The following is a 25,640-nucleotide window of genomic DNA, read 5'->3' as shown; positions in this document are numbered from 1 at the left end:
GCCAGTATATTTCCACTCTACAGATCGAATAATGAGAGTTGTGTATACTGGGGCTGGTTCATCTTCTCTTTCATTAATTTAGAATAACTGCCGGATAAACCGTATTTTTCTTTTAATTCATTTACCATCTGATAAAGTTGGTTTTTATATGTCTTTGGTGCTCCCCCTGTTTGATACAGCGTTTTCAGCGGCTCATACAAATTGGGATATTCTTTAGAAATAAAGTCAAAAAATACATTCCGCGTCTTTCCCCTAAGATATAGCGTTCCGGGTAATACATACCCCACTTCACTCTCTTTTGCCAGCTGGTAAAGAGCATCCACATTTTGGCGGCTGTCTGTCAAATAAGGAATAATCGGCATAAAATGAAGTCCTGTAGATGCATTGGTTTTGGAAAACTCCTTCAGCATCTGAAACCGCTTTACGGATTCTGCCCCGTTTGGTTCTATTTTTTTCCGTATTCCTTCATCCATACAAGTGATAGTTGCCGCTACATTTACATATGTGATCCCTGCCAGTTCAGCAATTAAATCATAGTCGCGCAGGATCAGATCAGATTTTGTAGAAATAATGCAGGGCGTTTTATACCTGATCATTAATTTAAGGATATCCGGCATCTGTTTATAGATACTTTCTGCAGGCTGATAGCTGTCTGTAACCCCTCCGATATTTACAACTTCCCTTTTCCAGTTGGGAGAACTCAGTTCCTTTTCCAACTGCTCTGCAATATTAGTTTTGACATATATTTCTTCAAAATAATCTCCTGAGCCCAGATACTCATTGGAATACATGGCATAGCAATATCTGCATTCATGTTCGCAGCCACGATAAATATTCAAATCCCAGCCATAGGGAATTTTGCGTTTTAATTTATTACAAGCTGATGCACAGGTAATTTCTTTGTAAACTGCCATTTTTCACCTCCAAAAAAGGCATATCAAAATTCAACAAATTCCGTTATGCCTTTCCGATACTTATACTAATGATCATTAAATTTCCCACATATACTTTCTTTTAATAACATATTTAACACCAAAAAGAATAGCAATTAATATTGCAAGTAATATCAGGACAAATACCTGTATGTTAATGATAGATGAACCCGCCACAAAAGTTGATGAATTTTGTTCTGTAAGAAAACGCAATATCCTTCCCCCTATTCGAACAATATAACTCAATTTTATCATCGTCAGGATAAATTGGCATCTAAAGAACTGCTGCTTAGATACTCAAAAAGCATATCAAAACCAATCTGATTCTGATATGCCCTGCATAAATATTTTTTATTTAAATCTCCAGTTCAGCACGTACTGCTTTAATGAAATCTTCGCTGTTTAATACAACCGGGTTTGGAGTACTGGTAATCAGCGCTAAGTCTTTTGTCATTTTGCCATCTTCGATGGTCTTTACCGTAGCTTTTTCCAGTTTGTCAGCAAACTCCATTAATTCTTTATTATCATCCAGTTCACCGCGTTTACGAAGTGCACCGGTCCATGCAAAAATGGTTGCAACGGAATTTGTGGAAGTTTCTTCGCCCTTTAAGTGTTTGTAATAATGTCTCTGTACGGTACCGTGGGCAGCTTCGTACTCAAAGAAGCCTTCCGGAGATACTAATACAGAGGTCATCATAGCAAGAGAACCAAACGCAGAAGAAACCATATCACTCATTACATCTCCATCATAATTTTTACAAGCCCAAATGTAACCGCCTTCTGATTTCATAACACGGGCAACCGCATCATCAATCAGTGTGTAGAAATAAGTAATGCCTGCTTCTTCGAACTTTTTGGCATACTCTGCATCAAAGATCTCCTGGAATATGTCTTTGAATGTATGGTCATATTTTTTAGAAATGGTGTCTTTTGTAGCAAACCAAAGATCCTGCCTGGTATCAAGTGCATAGTTAAAGCAGCTTTTAGCAAAGCTTTCAATGGAATCATTTACATTATGCATACCCTGAAGGATTCCTGCTCCTGTAAAATCATGAATCAGCTCTCTGGATTCATTACCGTCTGTATCTGTATAGACAAGCTCTGCCTTACCTGCTCCCGGAATTTTCATTTCTGTAGCTTTATATACATCTCCGTATGCATGTCTGGCAATTGTGATTGGCTTTTTCCAATTTTTCACACATGGCTCAATTCCTTTTACGATAATCGGAGTACGAAATACCGTTCCGTCTAAGATCGCACGGATAGTGCCATTAGGGCTTTTCCACATTTCTTTTAAATTGTATTCCGGCATTCTGGCAGCATTTGGCGTAATGGTCGCACATTTCACTGCTACACCGTATTTCTTGGTTGCATATGCACTGTCAAATGTCACCTTGTCATCTGTCTCATTGCGGTGTTCCAGTCCTAAATCATAGTATTCAGTATTGAGTTCAATAAAAGGATTCAGTAATTCATCTTTGATCATCTGCCAAAGAATCCTTGTCATTTCATCTCCATCCATCTCTACCAACGGTGTCTTCATCTGAATTTTGCTCATGCTTGTCCTCCATTTTCATCTAAAATGTTTTCTATCTTGTAATGATTCATATTATGTATCGTATTCATAATATGCAGCGTAGCCAGTTCATCTGCCTTATCCGGATTTCGTTCACGGATTGCTTCTAATATCTGTCGGTGTTCATAAGTCGACTTTTCTGCCCTTTCCTGATGCTTCAGCGCCAGCTTACGGGCCCTTTGTACATAATGGTGGAAATCCGACAACAAATGTTCCAGCATTTTACTCTGACAGGCTTCATATAAAGTTTCATGAAACTTGCTGTCTAACGAAAATAATTGCTCATAATGCTTCTGTTTCTCATGGAATTCCGCTAACATTATGATTTCTTCCAAATGCTCCAGCTCTTTTGGAGTGATGGACTCTGCAGCCATTCTGGCACATAATCCTTCCAGCCTTGCACGGATCATATAAATATCCTTGACGTCTGCGGGGGTAATTCCGGTCACATAAGCACCTTTATTTGGAACGATCTTTACCAGACCTTCCAGCTCCAGCTGTCTTAAGGCTTCCCGCACCGGAGTCCGGCTTACACCTAATTCTGCACCGATAGCAGTTTCCCGCAATTCTTCTTCCTGGCGGTATCTGCCATTTAAAATATCTTCCCGTATGGTATGGAACACCCTTCCACGAAGCGAATATTTATCATTTACTTCTTTAAGCATTTCATGATTACTCAAAATGATTCCTCCTGCCCTGCCTACTATACTAAAACATAATTCAATTTTTTGCAACAGTCATCAATGACTTTTATCAGTTCATTATCAGTAATTACTGTTATACGACCATCTTCATACTCTTTATCCACCCAATTTTTCACCATTTCAACAAGTGGCGCATCCTTTGACAGGCGCTTTTCTTCCGGCAGGCGATAGTATGTATTAATCCAATGTGCAATTCCAGCCAGCCCGGACGTATTGGAAACAGCAACCAGTACCGGACGGTTCAGGAACTTTTCTGTATCAAAAATATTATAGATTTCTTCATTTTTCAATAAACCATCAGCGTGAATACCTGCTCTCGTCACATTAAAATTCTGCCCTACAAATGGTGTTCTGGAAGGGATGTGATACCCGATCTCTCTCTGGTAATAATCTGCCATTTCCGTAATAACAGTTGTATCCATACCATCCAGTGTACCCCGAAGCTGTGCATATTCAAATACCATCGCCTCAATCGGAGTATTTCCCGTACGTTCTCCGATTCCAAAAAGGGAACAGTTTACGCCTGCCGCTCCGTAAAGCCATGCAGTTGTGGAATTGCTGACTGCTTTATAAAAATCATTGTGCCCATGCCACTCAATTAGCTCAGAAGGCACACCTGCATGTGTCATAATACCATAAATAATTCCCTGTACAGACCTGGGAATTACAGCACCGGCATAGTTTACGCCATACCCCATGGTATCACAACAGCGCACTTTAATTGGAATCTGGTATTCTTCCATCAATTTCATTAATTCTACGCAGAATGGAATTACATATCCATAAATATCTGCACGTGTGATATCTTCCAGATGGCATCTTGGACTGACACCGGTCTCCAGACATTCCTTAATTACACTGAGATAATGTTCCATTGCCTGCTTTCTTGTCATCTTCATCTTGTAGAAGATATGGTAATCCGAGCAGCTTACCAGAATTCCGGTTTCCTTCATCCCCAAATCTTTAACTAATTCAAAATCCTTTTTACTGGCACGGATCCAGCTGGTGACTTCCGGAAATTTATAGCCTCGTTCCATACATTTATAGACAGCGTCCCTGTCCTTTTTGCTGTATAAGAAAAATTCGGATTGACGAATCTTACCGTTTGGTCCGCCCAGTTTATGAAAATAATCAAATAATGTCACAATCTGTTCTGTGGTATAAGGTGCGCGGGACTGCTGCCCATCACGAAACGTAGTATCTGTAATCCAGATCTCTTCCGGCATATGGTGCGGCACAATACGGTCATTGAAGGCAATCTTCGGTACTTCATCATAAGGAAACAGGTTACGGAAAACATTTGGCGTTTCTACGTCAACTAAATGATACATATGCTCTTCTAACTGCAGCAAGTTTGTGTGGGAATCCATTTTAACGCGTCGATTATCCATGATTCAATCTCTCCTAAGGGTTTATTTTGTATCATTGTATACAATCATACACGTATTGTCAATAGGGAAATGGGAATTTTTTGTAGAATCAACACTTTGATGTTATAAGCTGGGTAAGGAAGCAGGCGGCAGAAGTAGGTGGCAATGACTGGACGCTTGGGTTTAGCTGATTAAGACGCTTTGTAAATGCTAGGTAGTGTACAGAAAGATGGGTGTGGGAAACTGGCATGGGCTCCGTCAGCTGGCCGCAGAACTGGAATTTTCTAACCTTTCCGAAGCGCTTTTTGGCGGCACGCGGGCATTCGCTCCGAAATCCTGATGCATTTCGCAGCTCACTGCCCGCTTAGTATCCGATGGGAGCCAGTCGAATACTATCCACCAAAAAACACTTCGAAAAGGTAAGTAAATACTCAGCTCTGCTCTACGCTTCCTCCGCCCATACCAGTTTCCCACACCCATCTTTCCGAGATAGCATTTGTTGATACAAAGCTGGTTTTCTCAGCAGGTGGGAACCCCTGGGTTGTTGCAGGCTGTTCTTTATTGGATACTGCGCAGTATGTTTCGGCTGTTTGCGTAAAAGAAGAAGAAAGTTTGCTCCTTTTTCTGGTTACAGAATGAAAAACAAATTCCATTCTCAAGATCAGTTGATTTACGCCAATCGCGTCCGCATGCCACAACCCCGGGGTCCCATCATGCTGAGAAAACCGAGGCCACTGAAAAAGTGAAAGCCAAAGTAATATTGCGTAAAAGGTTAAAATTTTATAGTTCTCTACTCTCCAAGGAACGTGATAGATTCGTTTGTTAATGTCCTATAACAAACATAAAACTAATATTTATTTGTGTAATATGACAAACAATTTTTAAAATAGGAACTTTTCAGTGGCCTCGAGAAAACCAGCTTTGTATCAACGAATGCTATCTCGGAAAGAGAAGGGGGCGGACCAGGACATTGGTTTGGAATGCGTATAGCAGAGCTGAGCATTTACTTATCTTCCCGGAGTGCTTTTTGGCGGATACAATTCGACTAGTACTGCATTGCAAAATGCAGTACTTCTCCCATCGGATTGTAAGCGGGCAGTGAGCTGCGAAATGCATCAGGATTTCGGAGCGAATGCCCGTGTGCCACCAAAAAGTGCTCCGGGAAGGTTAGAAAATGCCAGTTCTGCGGTAAGCATTCCAAACCAATGTCCTGGTCCGCCCCCCTTCTCTTTCCGTACACTACCTACATCTACAAAGCGTCTTAATCAACAAAACCCCAAATTTAAGCTGAATTTGTTCGCTGCAATACTAGTACCAGTACCTCAACCTACTCTTCCTTCGCCCATCCAAACGCATACTTCACGGCCTTGTCCCATCCTTTAATCTTCTTAAGCCGCTCCTTTTCCGCCATTGCCGGTTTGAAGACACGGTCAACCTGCCAGTTTTGGATAACGGATTCTTTGTTATTCCAATATTCTACTGCAAGTCCTGCCAAATATGCTGCTCCCATCGCCGTTGTCTCTACACAGTCCGGGCGATGTACAGGCGCTCCTATGATATCTGACTGGAACTGCATCAAAAAATTATTTGCACTTGCCCCTCCATCTACTTTCAGCGCTCTTACCTCTATGCCAGAGTCAGCTTCCATGGCTTTTAAGACATCGTTTACCTGATAAGCCAGAGATTCCAGGGTTGCCCGAATGATATGGTATTTGTTGACACCTCTGGTGATTCCCACAATACTGCCCCTGGCATATTGATCCCAATATGGTGCACCAAGTCCGGTAAAAGCCGGCACTACATAACAGCCATTGGTATCCTTCACTTTTCCCGCCATATATTCGGAATCCGAAGCAGAGTCTATGAGGTGCAGTTCATCCCGCAGCCATTGTATTGCTGCTCCTGCCACGAAAATGGATCCTTCCAGCGCATAATTGACGGTGCCGTTTAATCCCCATGCTATGGTAGTAACTAAACCATTGCTGGAAAAAACAGGGGTTTCCCCAGTATTCATCAGCATAAAGCAACCCGTTCCATATGTATTTTTGGCTTCTCCCGCCGTAAAACAGGTCTGCCCAAACAGTGCTGCCTGCTGATCTCCCGCCGCTCCCGCAATTGGTATTTCTCCTCCAAAATAAGATGCATCTGCCATTCCGTATACACAGCTTGAAGGTACTGGATTCGGAAGCATATTTTCCGGGATCTGAAGTTCTTCCAGAATCTCCTCATCCCATTTCAGGTCTTTAATATTAAAGAGCATGGTCCTGGACGCATTGGAATAATCCGTCACATGAATTCTGCCTTTCGTAAGCTTCCATATAAGCCATGTCTCTACCGTTCCAAATAGAAGTTCCCCTTTATCTGCTCTTTCCCTGGCCCCTTCCACATTGTCCAGAATCCATTTGATTTTCGTCGCCGAAAAATAAGCATCAATAATCAGGCCTGTCTTTTTCCGGTAAACTTCTGTCAGACCTTTTTCTTTTAATGTATCACAGTATTCCGAAGTTCTCCTGCATTGCCACACGATTGCATGATAAACAGGCGATCCTGTTTTCTTGTCCCAGACAATTGCTGTCTCCCTTTGATTCGTAATACCAATCGCAGCAATATCTGCGGCAACTGCTCCAATTTTGGACATTGCCTCCACGGCAACGCCAAGTTGGGAAGACCATATTTCATCGGCATCATGTTCAACCCATCCCGGCTTTGGAAAATACTGTGTAAACTCCTTTTGGGCAACACTGCATACCTCACCTTTTTCATTAAATAATATGCAGCGGTTGCTTGTAGTCCCAGCATCCAATGCCATAATATACTTTGCCATATCCATTACCTGCACATTTGCAATTTCAAATGTTCCCTTCTGTTATCAATTCATATTTTTAATTTTAACATACTGATTATTACGATTCAAGCGACATTCATGGAAGTCGGGGCAAAACTATAAAGGTATGTAATTTGGGGAATATCTTTTCTAGACATATACAAAAAGACGGCCACAGCATTTACAATGCCGCAGCCACCCTCTTTTTTTACACTATTGAAAAATTATTTCAGTAACGTCTCAATGTTAATCTGCCCCCAGCCCTGTTGGTAGCGTGGGCGTCCTATATCATCACAGGTCTCTTTCAGCTTCATTTTCACTTCTACATTTGTCATGCCAGGAGACCTGGATAAAAGAAGCGCTACTGCTCCGGAAACGATAGGCGTGGCCATGGAAGTTCCGCTTTTTGTGCAATAGTAGCCTTTACTACTCACATTAATGCTGTTACAGGATATGATTCTGGAACCGGGAGCTACAACATCCGGCTTACAGACGCACTCTTTTGTAGGGCCTCTGCCCGAATAATACAGTTTTTCATTGTTATAGCTTCCCACCTTCATAAAATCATCTGAAGAGCCCACCGTAATAACTTTTTTACTGTTTCCGGGTGCCGTAATAGACATTGGATCCGGACCCATATTTCCGGCTGCAACTACCACCACCAGCCCGGCATCCCATGCCCGCTCCACGCTGTCAACCAACTTAAAATCCGCGTCATCCCCTTCCCGCTCTGTTCCCACGGAAATGTTTAATACTCGAATATTATATAACTCTTTATTTTGGATTACCCAGTCAATTCCATTTAATACATCTTTTCTATTTCCGCCGCCTTTGCGGTCCAATACCTTTAATGACATTACGTGGCATGCAGGAGCAATACCCCTGTATCTGCCACCGGACATTTTTCCATTCCCAGCAACGATCCCAATAACGTGGGTTCCATGGGAACAATCGTCATACATCGATGCTCTTCCTCCCACGAAATCACGAAAACTACAAATTCTATCTCTGAAATCCGGGTGCGGATATGCCCCCGTATCTAATACCGCCACACCAATTCCCTGGCCTAAAATGCCTCTGCGATGAACATTTTCTACATTTACTGACAATCTGGCACGATTCATTTCGCTCTAACCCTTTTTTACCAGTATACGTAAAAATAAAAAGGTGGCTACTGTTCTTTCTTTTTTCGATGTGTTACAAAATACATCATTCCTACTCCGAATGCTACCATAAAGATAGAAATAAACTGTGATGTTGACAGCATCCCTACATTACCTCTTGGATCATTTCGGAAGATTTCTACAATAAATCTGCCCACACCATAGAGAATCAGATACATACTGATAACTTTACCATCTTTCTTTTGCTTTCCGGCATACCAGATTAAAAATCCCGCAATCGCAAAATCTCCCAGGCTGGAAAAAATCTGGGTTGGAAGCAGAGAAACTCCGTTTGGCGCAAATTCAGAGTTATGAAATACAATTCCAATAGGACAATCTGTCTCCCGTCCATAACAGCAGCCCGCCAGCAGACAGCCGATTCTTCCAAATCCCTGACCTATGGAAACGGACGGAACAATCAGGTCCATATATTGTAAAAAGTTCAGCTTTTTAAACCTGCTGTATACATAAAGAATAAGAATTCCTCCGATAATGCCTCCATATACAACAAATCCGTAAGCCAGGTCTGACCACAGGTTCCTGGAATGAATAATGTTATTCCATTCTGTAATAATAAATAAAATTTTAGCACCCAGCATACCGCCCACAATGCAGAGCAAACCCATATTAAAAACGATATCCTTATCTAATCCGTGTTTCTCTGCCCGTTTCATTCCGATCAGTATCGCAGCTAAAAATCCAATACCTATCATTAAACCATAGCCGTGAATGGTGATTGGTCCGATTGAAAATAAATCCGGTCTCATTTGTCCTACCTCTTTTCTGTTTCAGTATAAATATTAAACCATGCACAATATTATTAGTATAACATAGGAATCACTATTTTCCCATATCTTATTAAAAAACATTAGAATTGGAGGTCATATGCCCAAAAACGAATTACAAAACAAAATATACTCAAACGACTTTTATGATCTTGTCGTTTCCTATCAGGGGGCAGAAGAAAATCTTTCCAGGGACTTTCCTTTACTGGGGTCTCAGACCGTGGGCGGGGGCTATGCAATTTTACACGTAGACAAGACATTATTTCCCAGCAGTATCCTCTCTACTGTAGGATACACCACGATCCCGAAATTGTATACCACTTTGGATACCACCAGTCTGGAGGTTTCCGGAATTTTAAGGACACAGAATCAGCCTATTTTGAATCTGAAGGGTGAAAATATTCTGCTGGGTTTTATCGATACCGGAATCGACTATACATTGGATGCCTTCCGAAAATCTGATGGTTCCAGCCGGATTCTCGGCATCTGGGATCAGACAGAGCGAACGGATGATCCGCCGGATGAGCTATTCTATGGAAAAATATATACCAGAGATGATCTAAACACCGCACTTGCTTCCGATAATCCCCTAAGCATCGTTCCTGAAACGGATGAAAACGGACATGGTACCTTTGTAGCCGGTGTCGCCGCCGGGAGTGAAGATCCGGAACAGGATTTTGTAGGAGCAGCCCCAATGAGTGACATTGCTGTTGTAAAATTAAAACCTGCCAAGAAGTATTTGAAGGATTTCTTCTTTGTTGCTGAAGATGCGCTGGCATTTCAGGAATCCGACATCATGACGGCGGTCTACTATCTTTATAATCTTGCAATTGACAACAACCTGCCCCTTGTAATCTGCATTGGACTTGGCAGCAATCAGGGAGACCATTCCGGTGCGTCCTTCCTGGACAGCTTCGTGTCCTACTATTCCAACTACACCGGCATCTACTGTGTGGTAGCTGCAGGTAATGAAGCCGGAATGGGACATCATTTCTACGGTAAAATTGCTGCTGAAAACGAATACCAGTCAGCAGAAATTCTGGTGGATAAGGATACCAAGGGGTTCTCTCTGGAAATTTGGGCCCAGGCTCCGGAGCTTTATTCCGTATCTGTCACCTCGCCTTTGGGGGAAACCATACCCGCCGTGCCTGCCAGACTGGGGCAAAGTACGGTAGAACGCCTGGTCTTAGAGAAAACAGTCATCTACATTGATTATGAAATTGTAGAATTCACAACGGGCAGCCAATTAATACTGATACGATTTGAAAACCCCACACCGGGTCTTTGGAATATCAGTGTCATTAATAATATTTTCATAAACGGTATCTTCCATATGTGGCTGCCAATTACAGGGCTTATCCCACCGGGAACTGTATTTTTAACTCCAAATCCGGATACCACGCTGACATCCCCTTCCCCAGCGGAGTCTGTGATTACCGTCAGTACTTATAATGCCTATGATAAGAGTCTCTTTATCAATTCCAGCCGCGGGTATACCCGCACAGGAGCCATTAAGCCGGATATTGCCGCTCCAGGCGTCAATGTATATGGACCTGACGGATCGGGACGCTATATGCCAAGAACAGGTTCCAGCCTTGCCGCGGCACTGGCTGCAGGGTCGGTTGCCCTATTGATCAACTGGGGGCTGACCAGATATACACCTCATGTCCTCAGTACCCGGGAAGTTAAAAATTTTCTGATCCGTGGTGCCGAACGCTCGGAAAACCTGCTCTATCCCAATCGTGAATGGGGATACGGCACCCTGAATGTATACCGAATTTTTGAGATTCTAAGATAAATAAAAAAATTTTTTTAAATATTGTAACCCAAACAAGCCTCCAGACATATCATGAAGTGTAATCAAAATTATCGGAGGAAGATAAATGAGTGATTTAGCAGCAACAAATTGTGGATGTGGATGTGAAGAAAGAAATTGTGGATGCAACAACGGATGTGGCGGCGGATTCGGTGGCGGTTCTTGCCTGTGGATCATTATCCTTCTGTTCTGCTGTGGCGGAAACGGTGGATTCGGCGGCGGTTGTGGCGGATGCGGCAACGGTTGTGGCGGCGGATGCGGCGACAACTCCTGTATCTTAATCATCTTATTACTGCTCTGCTGTGGCGGATGTGGATCTCTTTGCTAATTTCCACAAGAGCCCCCTTTATGGGGGCTTTTTTCTATTTATATTGCAGCAATCGAAACAGAAAAATCCTGGAGGCTTCAAGATTTTACACTTTCCAATACTTAAAACCTCCGTTATCATTAGTGGACTATTTTTCAGAATCTTCTTTGTTTGTTTTCTTTTCCGCCGTAACCTTTTCTTTCTTTACTTTATTAAACACCTCTTCCTTTCTTCCTTTCATACATTCATCATCTACTTCGTAAAATGCATTACCATCTATAACAATATGACGCGACATTTTGTATCCTCCTTAATGAACTATACATATAATATATGAGAATTTGCCCCCATCTGTCATACTTCCCTGGTTTTACACATATATTTTTTCAAAACACATTGGCAGGAAAATATGGAAGAATATGCTGCACCGCCTTTAACAGCCATCGACCAGATCGCAAATGGAAACCAACTCCAGATGTTAAAAGCCATCATACCATATGTAGAATTCAAGAATCAAAAATTTCTGGCGTTATATATTAAGGTCATGGAACTGGGAAACATCCTTACATTTTATGAAGATTCCGATTCTCCTATGAAAGCGTGTTCGATGGAGAATACTTCATTTTCTCCAAAAGATATGCTAAATGACATGCGAAAATATTGTAGCAGTTCCCAAAGAGAAATGCTGGATACATGCCTGAATCTCCTGAATACCATGGAACTTTTCGAAACCTATAAAGAAATGTTCAGTCAGAGCGATAATGGTGGTGACGGAGAAGGACAAAGTCAGAATCCTATGGATTTTGTCATGAACATGCTCTCTCCGGAGCAGCAATCGATGTTTGAAACCTATAACACAATGTTTGATTCAGAAGGAAAGTGAGGATTTTATGAATAGTAATGATTGGATGAATAACCCGGCACTCAAAGATATTGATAAGTCAAAATTGGAGATGTTCATGGCACTTGCAGATCAGTCTTCCGGAAAATCGCCGAAAGAGCTGCTGCCATTTCTGTTAGCGGCCGCATCACGGACAAAGTCTCAGGGAAATAGTTTTGCTCCTGAAGAAGTAGATCTAATAATCGAAGTCATGAAACAGGGAAAACCAAAAGAAGAAATCCAGAATATAGAAAAATTACGTAATATGATGAAGATGATGCATTAACACATTATCAGGGACATAAGCTTTGTGATTATCGGGAAACGGAGGCTTTACGGTCTTGGTGATAAATAGAAACATAAAGAAGCGGGCAGGGAATATAAAGTTTCCCTCCCGCTTCCGGCTTATGCAGTGTCAATTTTAATTTGGTGTTGGTGGTTTATCTTCTCTCATCCACCGATTTGTACATATAATCCTGTAGTTCTGGCAACCTGTGCCAGAGTCTCCATATGCTCATTATCAGGAGGTACTATATGTTTTAAAGTATAATCACGATCCAGTCCCTCATATTTATCCTGTCCCAGCCTATGATATGGCAGCAGGTGAAGCTGTTCAATTCCCGGCAGGGTTCTGGCAAACTGGGCAATCCCCAGAATTTCCTCCGAAGTATCGTTAAACGTAGGGATTACCGGAACACGGATAATCATTTTCTGACCTTCGGCAGCGATTTTTCTGGCATTTTCAAGGATTAATTCATTGGGCTGTCTGGTAAACAGCTTGTGTTTGGCACTGTTTATATGTTTAATATCCATTAAAAACAAATCCAGATATGGCAGTATTTTTTCTTTAATCGTCTCAAATTCAGCAAATCCGGTTGATTCAAGCGCTGTATTCATTCCGTAATACTGAGCTGCCTGAAAAAGTGCGGAAGCAAAATCAGGCTGAAGCAGCGACTCTCCTCCGGACAGCGTTAGTCCTCCCTGGGAACGTTTATAATGATAAGTGTCTTTTAAGACCTCTTCCATTACCTCTTCTACGGTAACATCCCTGCCTGTTACTTTCTCTTTGCCGTTTTGTATCATAGTCTGTATCTGGAAACTCTGGGATTCCGGATTACAGCACCACTTACAGCGAAGGGCACATCCCTTTAGGAATACAATTGTCCGTATTCCTGGTCCGTCATGGATAGAAAATTTCTGAATATCAAAAATACGGCCTGTCTGTTTTAAAAATTCTTTTTCCATATTAAAATCCCTGCATCGTTCTGTTAATAATGTCATCCTGAAGCGCTCTGGACAGCGTTGTGAACAGGGCACTGTAACCTGCAACCCTTACCACCAGGTTTTTATAATTTTCAGGATGTGCCTGTGCGTCCAGCAGAGTCTCGCGGCTTACTACATTAAACTGCATATGCATTCCCTTCTGATCAAAAAATGCCCGGATCAGGGAAGTGAATTTCTGAAGTCCAGCCATACCGCTCAGTGCAGAAGGATGAAATTTCTGATTAAACAAAGTCCCGTTGGATGCTATAAAATGATCCAGGCGTGCAACTGAATTGGCTGTTGCCGTAGGACCGCTGATATCTTTTCCTGCTACCGGCCCCACTCCATCCGCAATTGGTGTCTGAGCAAGCCTTCCGTCCGGTGTAGCGCCTGTCTGGGCACCGAGCGGTACATTTGCCGAAACAGGGTATAATCCGCCCTGATATTGCCCTCCACGGGGATTTCTATATTTTTCAAGAGGTTTCGTATAGGTATAGGCTACATCTCTTGCAAAAAGGTCGATGCTCTCGATATCATTACCATACTTTGGAAGTTCATCGATCATGGATAAAAGTGCGTCATATTTCTGCTTTTTAGCAGGTTCTGTTCCGGTCTGTCTAACAGTTTCTGCGATTACACGGATTTCAGAAGCACCGACTTTCTGACCGGCATTTTGCAGTTCTTTTGCAATTTGTATCGTTAATGCTTCTACTCTGGACTGGCTCAGCCCTTTTCCAAAATTGTCATCCAAAGCCTGCCTGTATTCAGCCAGCGTAAGTTTTTTATCTTCAAATACCAATTTTTTCACTGCATACAATGCATCCGTAACATTTGCGATTCCAAAGCCCTGTGGACCTGTAAAGTTGTATACTGCCCCGCCTTCCTGTAAAGACTTTCCTTTTTTAATACAGTCATCAATCATACTTGACTGATAAGGAAGCGGACATCTCTGGGCATGTGCCACGTCTATGGAATTATCCGCATTGACCATTAATTCAATAAAGTATTCCATCTGCTGTTTATAGGCATCATAGAATTCCTCAAAACTATGCATATCGCTGATGTCTTTGGTTTTCAGTCCCACTTGTTCGCCGTCTTCCATGCCGGCGGTAAACACAAGCTCCAGGGGCCTGCACATATTGAAAAATGCAGCGTCATGCCAACCATCGGTTTTGCCGTGAGCCTGGGGCTCGACACAGCCGATAATATTATACGTACGGGCATCTGCAAGGGCTACTCCCCTGCTGACCATTGCCGGTATGATAACTTCATCATTGTAATAAGCCGGAAGACCGATACCTGTTCTGGTAAGTTTGGCCGCCTTAATCATCAGTTCATCCGGCGTCTTATTCCAGACACGAACCGAAAGAGACGGTGCCGGTAAAAATACATGCATAGATGCCTCAATGCACATAAAGGATAATTCATTGGTTACGTCATTTCCTTCCTCGTCCTGACCGCCTACAATCAGGTTCTGGAACAGACTGTAGCCCGCGAAACCTTCCGCACTTGCCGCATCCCTGCATTTATTCAGGTCATTTAATTTAACCCAGATGCAGTCGATCAGTTCCTGTGCTGATTCTCTTGTTAACTTGCCGGCTTTCATATCCGCTTCATAATATGGATACATATACTGGTCAAATCGTCCCGGAGAAATGGAATGGCCCGAGGATTCTGTCTGCAGCAGCATCTGTACAAACCAGAATGACTGACAAGCCTCATAAAATGATTCCGCCGGTTTACCCGGTACCTTTGCACAGATTCTGGCAATTTCCAATAACTCTAATTTTCTGCGGTTATCCTGACATACCGCAGCTTCTTCCAACGCCAGGAGCGCATAACGCTGGGCATAATGAATTGCAGCGGTACAACTGATAATAACAGATTCCAGAAAAGCAGAACGAGTCTGGTAATCACCATCCGTTACTTTGCATTTTTTTAATTCGTCTTTTGCATTGGCAATAATGCCTTCATAACCAATTGTCAATACTTCTTCATATTTTACTGTAAAATGTCCGATACCATTATAAAAATAATTGCCGGGCGTAAAGATATTATGCCTCATTGCCAGCAGCGTTTCTTCAGTCATATAAGAAGTTGCAAGTTCACTGGTGGTTTTTCCTTTCCAGTATGAATAAACTTCATGAAGTTTTTCTTTTGTATCTTCTGAAATATAGAAAGGATCTGCACTTCTATGTTCTACCGTATCAAATTCGTCTTCCAGCCAGGAAAAGGAATATTCCGGGAATACCTGACATCCACGGGCTGTCTTTGTGTTACTTCCCACAATCAGTTCTTCCGGACGAATCGTAATCGGAAGTTCATGACAGATCTTTGCGAATGCCTTTCCTCTCCTCAGAATCACTGCCTCTCCTTCTGTCTCTTTATAACTCTCTGTTAAAATGACAGCACGATCTGCCTCGATAACCGGCATATGATCGTACAGGTCTTCGATCAATTTCGGAATTCTGGAACTCTTTTCTATTTCACCATCATAAAAATTCTTCACGTTCACTTCTCCTTTATGTATCCGATTTGCAAAGTCAAAAGTCCTGCACCTACGCTTCCACATAGACGCAGGACTTTTTTATACGTTTATTATACGCTATTCGTCCTAACAAGTCAATAAAACCCTGCACAAAAAAACATAAATCCAACAAATACAACATCAATCTTTCTTTGCTGATTTCTCTGTATCTGCAATAATGCATTCCCGTAACAGGATCAGGGCATTTACCACCGAACTTTCTCTTACCTTATTACGCTCTCCCTTAAAATGGAACTCTCTTACCGTCACCTGGTTATTATATGAGCAGGCAATGTAGACCAGTCCAACCGGCTTCTCATCCGTCGCCCCTCCAGGCCCTGCAATACCTGTGATAGAAACACAGACATCTGCCCCGGTAATGAATGCGCCGTTTTTCGCCATTTCCTTCGCCGTTTTTTCGCTCACTGCACCGTTTTCTTTCAGCGTATTTTTCTTTACTTCCAAAAGCTTGCGCTTCGCACGGTTGCAGTAGGTTACAAGCCCCTGCTTGAATACATCCGATACTCCCGGTACATTTGTCAGCCTTGCAGCCAGAAGTCCTCCTGTACAGGATTCAGCAGTTGTCAGGGTCAGTTCCTTTTCTTTCAGAAGACGGATAATGGTTTCTTCCAGAGTATCCTGTTCTTCTGTAGTATAAATATGGTTGCCAAAACGGCTGCGCAGCTCTTTTACCACAGGCTTAATTAATTTCTTTGCTTCTTTTTCATCCGCTGCCTTAGCTGTGATACGCAGATGCACCTCTCCGGTCTTAGCATAAGTAGCAATGGTAGGATTGGTTTGTTTTTCAATCAGGTCTGCAATTTCTGTCTCTACAAAGCTTTCACCTAAGCCGCAGAGCTTCACCATCGTAGAACATATAATTTCCGGCTGCAGTTTATTTAAGTATGGGAATATATCGTGGTTAAACATCGGAATCATTTCATTTGGCGGGCCAGGAAGCAGGATTACGGATTTACCTTCTTTTTCCAGAATAAGCCCCGGTGCTGTGCCGTTTTTATTATCGATGACAATTGCACCTTCCGGTATTAATGCCTGTTTCCAGTTATTGTCGGTTATGATCTTAAACTGACTGTTCTTGAAATATTCCTGTATCCGTTCTTTGCTGTGTTTATCTTCTACCAGTTTCATGTCCAGGACTTTCGCTGCAACCTCTTTTGTCAGATCATCCTGTGTAGGGCCAAGTCCACCGCTTAAGATAACCACGTCAGAGCGGTTCATCGCTGTCTGAATGGTATCTGCAAGACGTTCCTCATTGTCTCCCACTACCGTCTGATGATACATAGATAATCCCAGCAGCGCACATTTTTCTGCCAGAAAGGCCGCATTTGTATTTACAATGTTCCCAAGTAATATCTCCGTCCCAACGGAAATCAGTTCTACTACCATTTTTCATCCTCCAAAGTAATCTTACTTTTGCATGCTTAATACGTTGATGTTCTTCGCAATATAATCAATTAATGATATAATGGTCAGAACCAGTGCCAATAAAACGAATAAATTTTCTAATGTATTAAAAAATCCACCCAGGTCTGCAATTAATAAAATTGTCATGATCATCTGCGCAATGGTTTTGGATTTTCCCCACCAGCTAGCAGCAATTACAATTCCATTATCCGATGCCACCAGACGGAAGCCGCTGATAATAAATTCACGGCTGATAATAATTATAACAATCCAGTCGGCAAGACGGTTCATCTGAACCAGGCATATCATTGCAGAGCACACCAGGAGCTTATCTGCAAGAGGGTCCATAAATTTACCAAAGTTCGTTACCTGATGGTTTTTTCTTGCCAGATATCCATCCAGGCTATCCGTGAGGCTGGCGATAATATAAATAGCAAGCGCTATATATTTTCCTGCGCCGCCCAGATCAGATTTCATAAAAATCACAAAAAAAGGGATTAAAATAACTCTTAATATGGTCAAACTATTCGGCAAATTCATCTTCAATCTCTCCAATCAAATCATATTCCAGCGCACCTGTAATTTTTACCCTGACAAAGTCCCCTGACATAAGTGTCTCACCTGTATTAATAAACAAATATCCGTCTATATTAGGTGCATCTGCATAAGTACGGGCTACATAAGCATTTTCATCTGCTACTTTACCTTCCACCATAGCAATTACACTGCGTCCAACCATCTGCTGTGCTTTATCAAAAGCGATGTCCTGCTGAAGTTCCATCAGCTCATCTCTTCTGTCTTCTTTGATCTCTTCTTCAATCTGTCCATCCATCTCTGCTGCCGGAGTATCCTCCTCAGGAGAATAGGTGAACACCCCAAGTCGCTCAAATTCCATCTCATCTGCAAATTCCATCAGTTCTTCGTGCTGTTCCTGAGTCTCGCCTGGAAAACCCGTAATCAAGGTTGTCCGAAGCGCAATATCCGGAATCTCGCTGCGCAGTTTAGACACAATAGCCTTAAGCTGCTGTTTATTCGTTCTTCTTCCCATCTTCCTCAGAATATCATCACTGGCATGCTGAATGGGAAGATCCAGATAATGGCATACCTTCTTCTCTTCTTTCATAACCTGTATCAGTTCATCATAAATTTCTTCCGGATAACAATAGAGTATACGAATCCACCGGATTCCTGAAATTTTACATAACTCTTTTAATAAGACATGAAGGCTCTTTTTCCCATAAAGATCCTTTCCATAGAGCGTAGTCTCCTGCGCAACCAGAATCAATTCCTTAACACCCTGTTCTGCCAGGTCTTTTGCTTCTTCAATAAGCTGTTCCATAGGAACACTTCTATAATTTCCACGGATCTTCGGGATAATACAGTAAGTACAATGCTTATTACAGCCTTCGGCTATTTTTAAATGGGCATAATGTCCTCCAGTAGTTAATACACGTCCTGCTGATTTTGCCGGAAGGGCATCAATATCATGGAACTCTAACAGCTGCTGCCCATTCAGCGCCGTCTGTACCGCTTTAATGATTTCATCGTACGTTGTGGTGCCAAGTACGGCATCAACCTCTTCTATTTCATCCACAATTTCTTTTTTGTACCGCTGTGCCAGACATCCTGTCACAACCAATGCCTTGCATTTACCATTTTTCCTGTGCTCTGCCATCTCCAGAATCGTCTGGATGCTCTCTTCCTTTGCATCATTGATAAAACAACAGGTATTCACTACAATAATATCGGCCTGTGTCTCATCATCTGTAAGGACATATCCATTTTTAGCAAGCAGCCCCAGCATCACTTCCGAATCCACCAGATTCTTGTCGCATCCCAGGGATACAAATAATACGTTCATAAATTACTCCTCATTTTTAGTATCGTCCAAAAGCAAAATTGCTCTTTGATGTTTATTGTACTATTTTCGTCTTAAAAGGTCAATAAAATACTTGAGAATGTGCAAAGTTCTCAAAACCACAATTTCACCCGTTCCAATTTTTATTGTCCTTTTTTATATATTATCCCAGAAAAATCTCATTCACATCTACTGACTTCTGCATGAAATCGACAAATTAACCAAAATTATTACAATAGTTTCTAACATCTTACCATTTCCTACCGATGCACTTGCTGATATAATAATGATATACATGAGAGGCACTGATTAAAACTATGAAAACAGTCAATGATTATGTATATAAATGACAACCAAAGGAGGTAACAGAAATGCATAGTCATGAAATTGATTCTTATCTTCGCAATAAAAATTGGAAATTGAAGCCAAACGAATATGTAAACATTATTAATGTTAACTCCTGTCCGGAGCTGGATCATATTGCTTATAACTCCCAAAATAATGACTACAATGTCTGGACAAAAAATGGTTATGCCTGGACAATAAAAATTGAATGTTGAGAATTATTTTATAGGCTTCGCACCCGCAACCGGGTGCGTTTTTTTGTTCAGATACTTGCTTTTCTTGAATTTTCCTGTATAATCAAATCGATAACTATAATTACTAAGGAGCTAATACAGCAATGAGCATTTTAAACGTTGAGCATTTAAGTCACGGTTTTGGTGACAGAGCGATTTTCCATGATGTTTCCTTCCGTCTGCTAAAAGGTGAGCACATCGGACTGATAGGAGCAAATGGCGAAGGAAAATCTACTTTTTTAAATATTGTAACCGGAAAATTACAGCCGGATGAAGGCAAGGTGGAATGGGCTAAAAATGTCCATGCCGGATATCTGGACCAGCATGCGGTTCTGGAAAAAGGGCTGACCATCCGTGATGTGTTAAAAGGTGCTTTTGCACAGCTGTTTTCTCTGGAAGAAAGAATGAACGTCATCTGTGATTCTATGGGTGATGCATCGGAAGAAGAATTGAATCAGATGATGGAGGAACTGGGCACCATCCAGGACACTCTGACCATGCATGATTTTTATATTATTGATTCTAAAGTAGAAGAAATCGGCCGCGCCCTGGGTCTTGAGGATATCGGCCTGGATAAAGATGTAACGGAACTCAGCGGCGGGCAGCGTACAAAAGTACTGTTGGGTAAACTGTTGTTGGAAAAACCGGATATCCTCCTCCTGGACGAGCCTACCAACTACCTGGATGAGCAGCATATTGAATGGCTGAAACGCTATCTGAATGACTATGAAAATGCGTTTATTTTAATATCACATGATATTCCTTTCTTAAACAGTGTCATTAACCTGATCTATCATATGGAAAACCAGGCACTTTCCAGATACGTGGGCGACTATGACAAGTTCCAGGAAGTCTATGCAGTGAAAAAGGCCCAGCTGGAATCTGCATATAAACGCCAACAGCAGGAAATCAGTGATCTGGAAGATTTTGTTGCCCGGAATAAAGCCAGAGTTTCTACAAGGAATATGGCGATGTCCCGTCAGAAAAAATTAGATAAAATGGATAAAATCGAGCTGGCAGCCGAAAAGCCAAAGCCTGAATTTCATTTTAAGGAAGCCCGGGCCGCTGGCAAATACATTTTCGAGGCAGAGAATCTTGTTATCGGATACGATGAACCCTTGTCCAGGCCCCTGAACCTGGCTATGGAACGGGGACAGAAAATAGCACTTATCGGTGCCAACGGTATTGGTAAAACCACACTGTTAAAAAGTATTCTGGGACAGATTCCTTCTCTGGAAGGCTCTGTCCAGCTTGGCGATTATCTTTACATCGGTTATTTTGAGCAGGAAATGGCTCCCGGGAATACAACTACCTGTATCGAAGAGATCTGGAAAGACTACCCTTCACTGACCCAGTACCAGGTGCGCAGTGCCCTTGCAAAATGCGGACTGACTACCAAACATATTGAAAGCCAGGTACGTGTTCTAAGCGGTGGTGAACAGGCAAAAGTACGCCTTTGTAAATTAATCAACCGGGAAACCAATATTCTGCTTCTGGACGAGCCTACTAACCATCTGGACGTGGATGCAAAGGAAGAACTAAAGCGGGCATTGAAGGAATATAAAGGCAGTATACTTCTAATCTGTCATGAACCGGAATTCTACCAGGATGTAGTTACGGAAGTCTGGGATTGTACACAATGGACCACTAAGATTTTTTAATATTTAATGAGATATATTAATTAAAAGAGGATGTTTCGCTGCAAAGTCTTTACCGACACCACAGCAAAACATCCTCTTATTTATTTTTATGGTTATAATCAATCTGTTCTATATCGAACATACAGGTTCATTGTGGAATATTTTATTCTTCTGTCTGTACCTGAATGTCTGACTCTTCATCCAGTGTCTCATCTTCACTGAGAATCTTGATCTTTCCTTTATTTAACTCTTCTACGGCTACAGATAAGGGCTTTTTACCGTTATCATACACTAGAGCTTCTGCTCCTCCGATCAACTGTCTTGCTCTCTTTGCTGTAGCAAGCACGATGGAATAACGGCTGTTTACTACCGGTGTATCCCCCTCTTCTACTTCACTGTTTACAACTTTCATTAAATCTGTGTAAGATGGATGTAACATATGCTTTCTCCTTTCAAAATGGGTTTGCCTTGAAATTATCTGGCAAAACGCGTTAACTCTTTTTTTATGGTATTTATGAATTCGTTATTTCTTGATGCTTTGAAATGTTCACTTTGAATGATTCCGTGCATTTCTTCCACACAAACTTCCAGCTTATCATTGACTACCAGGTAATCGTACTTTTCCATGCCTTGTGCTTCCTCGCTGGCACGGCTCAACCTGTCCCTGATCACATCCGCGGTTTCTGTCCCGCGACCGTTCAGGCGCTCTTCTAATGTTTGTGCATTCGGCGGAGTTACAAATAACAGCAGTGTATCCGGGAATTGCTCTTTTACCTTAAGGGCTCCCTGTATCTCAATTTCCAGAATTACGTCTTTCCCTTCGTTCAGCTTCTCTTCTACATAAGCTTTTGGTGTTCCATAATAATTCTGAACATACTGCGCATATTCAATTAACGCATTATCTGCAATCATTTCTTTAAATTCTTCCACTGTTTTGAAAAAATATTCCCGTCCATCTTCTTCACCGGGTCTGGGATTTCTTGTTGTAGCAGAGATGGACAGGGCATAATTATCATACTTGCCTGATAAAGCCTTGACCAAAGTGCCTTTCCCCGCTCCTGAAAAACCAGATAAAACAATTAATATTCCTTTTCTATTCATCTTCTTCATCCTTTGGCTTATCTTCTATATTGAGTGAAAATCTTTTTGCAATTGTATCTGGCTGTAATGCTGACAATACAATAAAATCATCAACGGTTACAATCACGGATTTGGTCTTTCTTCCCTGTGTCGCATCTACCACTTTACCGGTCTGCCTTGCATTTTGTACCATCCGCTTAATAGGTGCTGCTTCAGGGCTTACTACTGCTATGACTTTGCCGGTATTCACCACATTACCAAAGCCGATGTTAATTAATCTGGCCAAATTATTTTCCCACCTTATTCAATATTTTGAATCTGCTCCCGTACCTTCTCAATCTCAGTCTTTAAATTAATAGCCGTATTGGAAGTCTCCAGGTCATTTGCCTTAGATAAAATTGTGTTTGCTTCACGATTCATTTCCTGTGCTATGAAATCCAGCTTTCTGCCGACACTTCCACCTTCCATCAGGCAGGATTTCATATTTTCAATATGACTTCTTAACCGGACTGTTTCTTCATCCGTACAGATTTTATCAGCAAACAGTACTACTTCTGCTGCGATCCGTCCTTCTTCAATCTGGGTATCCCCTAACAGTTCCTTTACTTTCTCAGTCAGTTTTTCACGGTAAGATGCCATAATCTGAGGAAACCGTTCTTCTACAGAAGCTACATCTGCCAGCATACCGTCCAGTTTTTCAAAGAGATCTGCTTTTAATGCATCACCTTCTTTTAACCTGGCTTCCACAAGCTGTCTGCTGGCTCCTTCCAAAGCTGCCTCCAGTACTGCCCAGATTTCTTTTTCATCTGCTGTGGATTCTTCCATTGTAAATACTTCCGGGCATCTGCCAAGAGTTGAAGTCCTGATATCATTTTCCAGACCAAATGTCTTCGCCATCTGTTTGTAATAACGAACGTATTCCCCTGCAATATTTTCATTATATTTTAACGAAAAGTTTTCTTCGGTAAAATCTTCATATGTAATGAAAACGTCTACTTTCCCCCGCTGAATATAATTCTTAAGCATTCCTCTGATCGCTGACTCAAAAAAACTCAGCTTCTTGGGCATCTTAATATTCACGTCGAAGTAACGATGATTCACTGCCTTCATTTCTACTGTAAATTTTCTGCTGCCCTGGAGGTTTTCGCACCTGCCAAAGCCTGTCATGCTCTTAATCATCTTCATTCGCTCTCTTTTTTTAGTTTTGTGGCACATGCCGCCACATTAAAAACATTATAAAACATATCAAATGTGTAGTCAACAGCAAAATCCTGTTATACTGGTTAAATTGGGGTTTTGTTGAGGAAGGGACGCTTTGTAGATGAAGATAGTGCAACGGAAAGATGGGTGTGGGAAACTGGCATGGGCTCCGTCAGCTGGCCGCAGAACTGGTATTTTCTAACCTTTCCGAAGCGCTTTTTGGCGGCACGCGGGCATTCACCGAGAAATCCTGATGCATTTCTCGGTTCAGTACCCGCTTAGTATCCGATGGGAGCCAGTCGAATACTATCCGCCAAAAAACACTTCGAAAAGGTAAGTAAATACTCAGCTCTGCTCTACGCTTCCTCCGCCCATGCCAGTTTCCCACACCCATCTTTCCGAGATCCAGGTTGCCGCCACAAAGCTGAATTTCTCAGCATGGTCGGACCCCTGGGCTATGGCAGGCTGTTCTTTATTGGATGTAGCGTAGTATATTTCGGCTATTTAAGCGTAAAAGGAGATGAAAGTTTGCTGCTTTTTCTGGAATGAAGAAACAAATCACCGTGATAAGTTCAGTTGCTTTATGTTACTCGTTCTCAGCATGATAGATTCCCTGGGTGTAGATGGATGTTCTTTATTGGATGTAGAGCGGTATATTTTGACAGTTTATGCATAATAGAAGATGAAAGTCTATTCCTTTTTCTTATTGCAGAATATAAAACAAATCCCGTTCTCAAGATCAGTTGCTTAACGCCAATATTGTTCAGCATGCCACAACCCCGGGGTCCCACCACGCTGAGAAAACCAGCTTTGTATCAACGAATGCTATCTCGGAAAGAGGAGGGGTCGAGCCAGGACATTGATTTGGAAGGCATATAGCAGAGCTGAGTATTTACTTACCTTCCCAGAGTGCTTTTTGGCGGATAGTATTCGACTGGCTCCCATCGGATACTAAGCGGGCAGTGAGCTGCGAAATGCATCAGGATTTCGGAGCGAATGCCCGCGTGCCGCCAAAAAGGGCTCTGGGAAGGTTAGAAAATGCCAGTTCTGCGGTAAGCCTTCCAAATCAATGTCCTGGCTCGCCCCCTTCTCTTTCCGTACACTACCTATCATTTACAAAGCGTCATTACTCATCTAAACCCAAATATAATAAATCTAAAATCCTGCACTTAATTACATTAATCTGCATTCTCTATTCCGATGTACATATGAATTTCTGCATTATCCATATCGCCTCCAGGCTGGTATTCTTCAAAGTCTGCCACATAGGTCCTCTTTAAATCCATACTCCAGAGTTTCATCCAGAATTCCTGTACTGCTGTTACCATATTTCCCTTTACAATGAATTTAGCATAATTTCCCTTGGGAATGACCGTAGTCGCCAGGCTTTCCGGTATTTGGGCAGCTTTATCTATCTCACAGCATACAAACATGTCATAGTCATCCTTATGGTCTCCCGCGTAGTTGGTATATAATCCAATACTTTTATCATTCACCTTTCCCGGCATTTGAAAGAAAATGCCCTCTTCAAAAAAACGCTTCCAGAGTCCGCCTATTTCTGCTCCCATATCCGGGCTGGCATTATTGGTTCTGATCTTCAATCCTGCTGCTTTTTTCTCTTCTAAATATACGATTTCATAATTCATAGTGATACCTCTCTTATTTTCTGTTTTTATTACCGCATAAATTTCGTATCGGTTAAAGAGAGTATA

At 41.9% G+C, this 25,640-nt stretch carries 26 protein-coding genes; 7 read left to right on the top strand and 19 right to left on the bottom strand.

The features are described from left to right. Window positions 1-17 precede the first annotated feature (17 nt). The 4 genes from CD03_RS0112350 to CD03_RS0112330 all read right to left on the bottom strand — a co-directional run bounded on the left by CD03_RS0112350 (window position 18) and on the right by CD03_RS0112330 (window position 4,603). The gene (locus tag CD03_RS0112350; protein ID WP_027293908.1) at window positions 18-914 is read right to left on the bottom strand and encodes an SPL family radical SAM protein; all 897 of its coding nucleotides are present in this window, start codon (window positions 912-914) and stop codon (window positions 18-20) included. 373 nt (window positions 915-1,287) lie between these two features. Continuing rightward, window positions 1,288-2,490: an NADP-dependent isocitrate dehydrogenase gene (locus CD03_RS0112340; RefSeq protein ID WP_027293907.1), complete on the bottom strand. Its 1,203-nt coding sequence runs from the start codon at window positions 2,488-2,490 to the stop codon at window positions 1,288-1,290. Continuing rightward, window positions 2,487-3,188: a GntR family transcriptional regulator gene (locus CD03_RS0112335; RefSeq protein ID WP_027293906.1), complete on the bottom strand. Its 702-nt coding sequence runs from the start codon at window positions 3,186-3,188 to the stop codon at window positions 2,487-2,489. The genes CD03_RS0112340 and CD03_RS0112335 overlap by 4 nt, the downstream gene beginning before the upstream one ends. A 23-nt stretch (window positions 3,189-3,211) precedes the next feature. Next, entirely contained in the window at window positions 3,212-4,603 is a 1,392-nt protein-coding gene (locus tag CD03_RS0112330; RefSeq protein ID WP_027293905.1) for a hypothetical protein, read from the bottom strand. A gap of 196 nt (window positions 4,604-4,799) precedes the next feature. On the opposite strand from CD03_RS0112330, the gene CD03_RS38855 reads away from it, so the two are divergent. Then, window positions 4,800-4,922, top strand: a complete 123-nt coding sequence (locus CD03_RS38855) for a hypothetical protein (RefSeq protein ID WP_255348078.1) — start codon at window positions 4,800-4,802, stop codon at window positions 4,920-4,922. Window positions 4,923-5,013: 91 nt separating this feature from the next. On the opposite strand, the gene CD03_RS0112320 is transcribed toward CD03_RS38855, so the two are convergent. The 4 genes from CD03_RS0112320 to CD03_RS0112305 all read right to left on the bottom strand — a co-directional run bounded on the left by CD03_RS0112320 (window position 5,014) and on the right by CD03_RS0112305 (window position 9,336). After that, a complete protein-coding gene (locus tag CD03_RS0112320; RefSeq protein ID WP_027293904.1) occupies window positions 5,014-5,235 on the bottom strand; it encodes a hypothetical protein in 222 nt (73 codons plus the stop codon). Window positions 5,236-5,909: 674 nt separating this feature from the next. Next, window positions 5,910-7,406 (bottom strand): glycerol kinase GlpK, encoded by a 1,497-nt coding sequence (gene glpK, locus CD03_RS0112315; protein WP_027293903.1) that lies wholly within the window; start codon window positions 7,404-7,406, stop codon window positions 5,910-5,912. A 224-nt stretch (window positions 7,407-7,630) separates the two neighbouring features. Next, on the bottom strand, window positions 7,631-8,530 hold the full coding sequence (locus tag CD03_RS0112310) for a S8 family peptidase (protein WP_027293902.1): 900 nt from the start codon (window positions 8,528-8,530) through the stop codon (window positions 7,631-7,633). 47 nt (window positions 8,531-8,577) lie between these two features. After that, on the bottom strand, window positions 8,578-9,336 hold the full coding sequence (locus CD03_RS0112305; protein WP_027293901.1) for a prolipoprotein diacylglyceryl transferase: 759 nt from the start codon (window positions 9,334-9,336) through the stop codon (window positions 8,578-8,580). A gap of 118 nt (window positions 9,337-9,454) precedes the next feature. Here CD03_RS0112305 and CD03_RS0112300 point away from each other — a divergent pair, with 118 nt between their 5' ends. After that, window positions 9,455-11,152, top strand: coding sequence for a S8 family peptidase (locus CD03_RS0112300; RefSeq protein WP_027293900.1), 1,698 nt, complete (start codon window positions 9,455-9,457; stop codon window positions 11,150-11,152). An 85-nt stretch (window positions 11,153-11,237) separates the two neighbouring features. Beyond that, window positions 11,238-11,498 (top strand): hypothetical protein, encoded by a 261-nt coding sequence (locus CD03_RS0112295; protein ID WP_081820235.1) that lies wholly within the window; start codon window positions 11,238-11,240, stop codon window positions 11,496-11,498. A 127-nt stretch (window positions 11,499-11,625) separates the two neighbouring features. On the opposite strand, the gene CD03_RS38250 is transcribed toward CD03_RS0112295, so the two are convergent. Next, entirely contained in the window at window positions 11,626-11,775 is a 150-nt protein-coding gene (locus CD03_RS38250; RefSeq protein ID WP_176731078.1) for a hypothetical protein, read from the bottom strand. A 111-nt stretch (window positions 11,776-11,886) separates the two neighbouring features. Between CD03_RS38250 and CD03_RS0112285 the strand changes: the two genes are divergently transcribed. Together CD03_RS0112285 and CD03_RS0112280 are read left to right on the top strand one after the other, a co-directional pair. After that, window positions 11,887-12,360, top strand: coding sequence for a hypothetical protein (locus CD03_RS0112285; RefSeq protein WP_027293898.1), 474 nt, complete (start codon window positions 11,887-11,889; stop codon window positions 12,358-12,360). A gap of 7 nt (window positions 12,361-12,367) precedes the next feature. Next, window positions 12,368-12,643 (top strand): hypothetical protein, encoded by a 276-nt coding sequence (locus tag CD03_RS0112280; protein WP_027293897.1) that lies wholly within the window; start codon window positions 12,368-12,370, stop codon window positions 12,641-12,643. A 164-nt stretch (window positions 12,644-12,807) separates the two neighbouring features. On the opposite strand, the gene CD03_RS0112275 is transcribed toward CD03_RS0112280, so the two are convergent. The 5 genes from CD03_RS0112275 to rimO form a co-directional block, all read right to left on the bottom strand. Continuing rightward, window positions 12,808-13,602 (bottom strand): glycyl-radical enzyme activating protein, encoded by a 795-nt coding sequence (locus CD03_RS0112275; RefSeq protein WP_027293896.1) that lies wholly within the window; start codon window positions 13,600-13,602, stop codon window positions 12,808-12,810. A gap of 1 nt (window position 13,603) precedes the next feature. Next, a complete protein-coding gene (locus tag CD03_RS0112270) occupies window positions 13,604-16,129 on the bottom strand; it encodes a glycyl radical protein (protein ID WP_027293895.1) in 2,526 nt (841 codons plus the stop codon). A 159-nt stretch (window positions 16,130-16,288) separates the two neighbouring features. Continuing rightward, window positions 16,289-17,554: a competence/damage-inducible protein A gene (locus CD03_RS0112265; protein WP_027293894.1), complete on the bottom strand. Its 1,266-nt coding sequence runs from the start codon at window positions 17,552-17,554 to the stop codon at window positions 16,289-16,291. 21 nt (window positions 17,555-17,575) lie between these two features. Further along, a complete protein-coding gene (pgsA, locus tag CD03_RS0112260; RefSeq protein ID WP_027293893.1) occupies window positions 17,576-18,112 on the bottom strand; it encodes a CDP-diacylglycerol--glycerol-3-phosphate 3-phosphatidyltransferase in 537 nt (178 codons plus the stop codon). Next, a complete protein-coding gene (gene rimO, locus CD03_RS0112255) occupies window positions 18,096-19,433 on the bottom strand; it encodes a 30S ribosomal protein S12 methylthiotransferase RimO (protein ID WP_027293892.1) in 1,338 nt (445 codons plus the stop codon). The genes pgsA and rimO overlap by 17 nt, the downstream gene beginning before the upstream one ends. Window positions 19,434-19,801: 368 nt before the next feature. Here rimO and CD03_RS0112250 point away from each other — a divergent pair, with 368 nt between their 5' ends. Next, complete coding sequence (locus CD03_RS0112250) at window positions 19,802-19,990, top strand: hypothetical protein (RefSeq protein ID WP_027293891.1); 189 nt, start codon at window positions 19,802-19,804, stop codon at window positions 19,988-19,990. Between the two features lie 122 nt (window positions 19,991-20,112). Beyond that, entirely contained in the window at window positions 20,113-21,669 is a 1,557-nt protein-coding gene (locus CD03_RS0112245) for an ABC-F family ATP-binding cassette domain-containing protein (protein WP_027293890.1), read from the top strand. Between the two features lie 142 nt (window positions 21,670-21,811). Here CD03_RS0112245 and rpoZ read toward each other — a convergent pair whose 3' ends face one another. From rpoZ to CD03_RS0112205, 5 genes are all read right to left on the bottom strand, one after another. Continuing rightward, on the bottom strand, window positions 21,812-22,087 hold the full coding sequence (rpoZ, locus tag CD03_RS0112240) for a DNA-directed RNA polymerase subunit omega (protein ID WP_027293889.1): 276 nt from the start codon (window positions 22,085-22,087) through the stop codon (window positions 21,812-21,814). 35 nt (window positions 22,088-22,122) lie between these two features. Beyond that, complete coding sequence (gmk, locus tag CD03_RS0112235; RefSeq protein ID WP_027293888.1) at window positions 22,123-22,749, bottom strand: guanylate kinase; 627 nt, start codon at window positions 22,747-22,749, stop codon at window positions 22,123-22,125. Beyond that, complete coding sequence (locus CD03_RS0112230) at window positions 22,742-23,014, bottom strand: DUF370 domain-containing protein (RefSeq protein ID WP_027293887.1); 273 nt, start codon at window positions 23,012-23,014, stop codon at window positions 22,742-22,744. Before CD03_RS0112230 ends, gmk begins: the two co-directional genes overlap by 8 nt. A 14-nt stretch (window positions 23,015-23,028) precedes the next feature. Then, window positions 23,029-23,907 carry a YicC/YloC family endoribonuclease gene (locus CD03_RS0112225; RefSeq protein ID WP_027293886.1) on the bottom strand — a complete coding sequence of 293 codons (879 nt, stop codon included), beginning with the start codon at window positions 23,905-23,907 and terminating at the stop codon, window positions 23,029-23,031. Between the two features lie 1,199 nt (window positions 23,908-25,106). Continuing rightward, complete coding sequence (locus tag CD03_RS0112205) at window positions 25,107-25,574, bottom strand: GyrI-like domain-containing protein (RefSeq protein ID WP_027293885.1); 468 nt, start codon at window positions 25,572-25,574, stop codon at window positions 25,107-25,109. Between the last annotated feature and the right edge of the window lie 66 nt (window positions 25,575-25,640).

This window comes from Robinsoniella sp. KNHs210, assembly GCF_000686105.1.
Classification (GTDB): Bacteria; Bacillota; Clostridia; order Lachnospirales; family Lachnospiraceae; genus Robinsoniella; species Robinsoniella peoriensis.
This window is presented reverse-complemented; position numbering and strand designations above follow the sequence as displayed.

What these genes read in the sequence shown, in the direction of transcription:
- CD03_RS0112350 (WP_027293908.1), bottom strand. Translation starts at nt 914, where the DNA reads ATGGCAGTTTACAAAGAAATTACCTGTGCATCAGCTTGTAATAAATTA.
- CD03_RS0112340 (WP_027293907.1), bottom strand. Translation starts at nt 2,490, where the DNA reads ATGAGCAAAATTCAGATGAAGACACCGTTGGTAGAGATGGATGGAGAT.
- CD03_RS0112330 (WP_027293905.1), bottom strand. Translation starts at nt 4,603, where the DNA reads ATGGATAATCGACGCGTTAAAATGGATTCCCACACAAACTTGCTGCAG.
- CD03_RS0112320 (WP_027293904.1), bottom strand. Translation starts at nt 5,235, where the DNA reads ATGGAATTTGTTTTTCATTCTGTAACCAGAAAAAGGAGCAAACTTTCT.
- glpK (WP_027293903.1), bottom strand. Translation starts at nt 7,406, where the DNA reads ATGGCAAAGTATATTATGGCATTGGATGCTGGGACTACAAGCAACCGC.
- CD03_RS0112310 (WP_027293902.1), bottom strand. Translation starts at nt 8,530, where the DNA reads ATGAATCGTGCCAGATTGTCAGTAAATGTAGAAAATGTTCATCGCAGA.
- CD03_RS0112305 (WP_027293901.1), bottom strand. Translation starts at nt 9,336, where the DNA reads ATGAGACCGGATTTATTTTCAATCGGACCAATCACCATTCACGGCTAT.
- CD03_RS0112300 (WP_027293900.1), top strand. Translation starts at nt 9,455, where the DNA reads ATGCCCAAAAACGAATTACAAAACAAAATATACTCAAACGACTTTTAT.
- CD03_RS0112295 (WP_081820235.1), top strand. Translation starts at nt 11,238, where the DNA reads ATGAGTGATTTAGCAGCAACAAATTGTGGATGTGGATGTGAAGAAAGA.
- CD03_RS38250 (WP_176731078.1), bottom strand. Translation starts at nt 11,775, where the DNA reads ATGTCGCGTCATATTGTTATAGATGGTAATGCATTTTACGAAGTAGAT.
- CD03_RS0112285 (WP_027293898.1), top strand. Translation starts at nt 11,887, where the DNA reads ATGGAAGAATATGCTGCACCGCCTTTAACAGCCATCGACCAGATCGCA.
- CD03_RS0112280 (WP_027293897.1), top strand. Translation starts at nt 12,368, where the DNA reads ATGAATAGTAATGATTGGATGAATAACCCGGCACTCAAAGATATTGAT.
- CD03_RS0112275 (WP_027293896.1), bottom strand. Translation starts at nt 13,602, where the DNA reads ATGGAAAAAGAATTTTTAAAACAGACAGGCCGTATTTTTGATATTCAG.
- CD03_RS0112265 (WP_027293894.1), bottom strand. Translation starts at nt 17,554, where the DNA reads ATGGTAGTAGAACTGATTTCCGTTGGGACGGAGATATTACTTGGGAAC.
- pgsA (WP_027293893.1), bottom strand. Translation starts at nt 18,112, where the DNA reads ATGAATTTGCCGAATAGTTTGACCATATTAAGAGTTATTTTAATCCCT.
- rimO (WP_027293892.1), bottom strand. Translation starts at nt 19,433, where the DNA reads ATGAACGTATTATTTGTATCCCTGGGATGCGACAAGAATCTGGTGGAT.
- CD03_RS0112250 (WP_027293891.1), top strand. Translation starts at nt 19,802, where the DNA reads ATGCATAGTCATGAAATTGATTCTTATCTTCGCAATAAAAATTGGAAA.
- CD03_RS0112245 (WP_027293890.1), top strand. Translation starts at nt 20,113, where the DNA reads ATGAGCATTTTAAACGTTGAGCATTTAAGTCACGGTTTTGGTGACAGA.
- rpoZ (WP_027293889.1), bottom strand. Translation starts at nt 22,087, where the DNA reads ATGTTACATCCATCTTACACAGATTTAATGAAAGTTGTAAACAGTGAA.
- gmk (WP_027293888.1), bottom strand. Translation starts at nt 22,749, where the DNA reads ATGAATAGAAAAGGAATATTAATTGTTTTATCTGGTTTTTCAGGAGCG.
- CD03_RS0112225 (WP_027293886.1), bottom strand. Translation starts at nt 23,907, where the DNA reads ATGATTAAGAGCATGACAGGCTTTGGCAGGTGCGAAAACCTCCAGGGC.
- CD03_RS0112205 (WP_027293885.1), bottom strand. Translation starts at nt 25,574, where the DNA reads ATGAATTATGAAATCGTATATTTAGAAGAGAAAAAAGCAGCAGGATTG.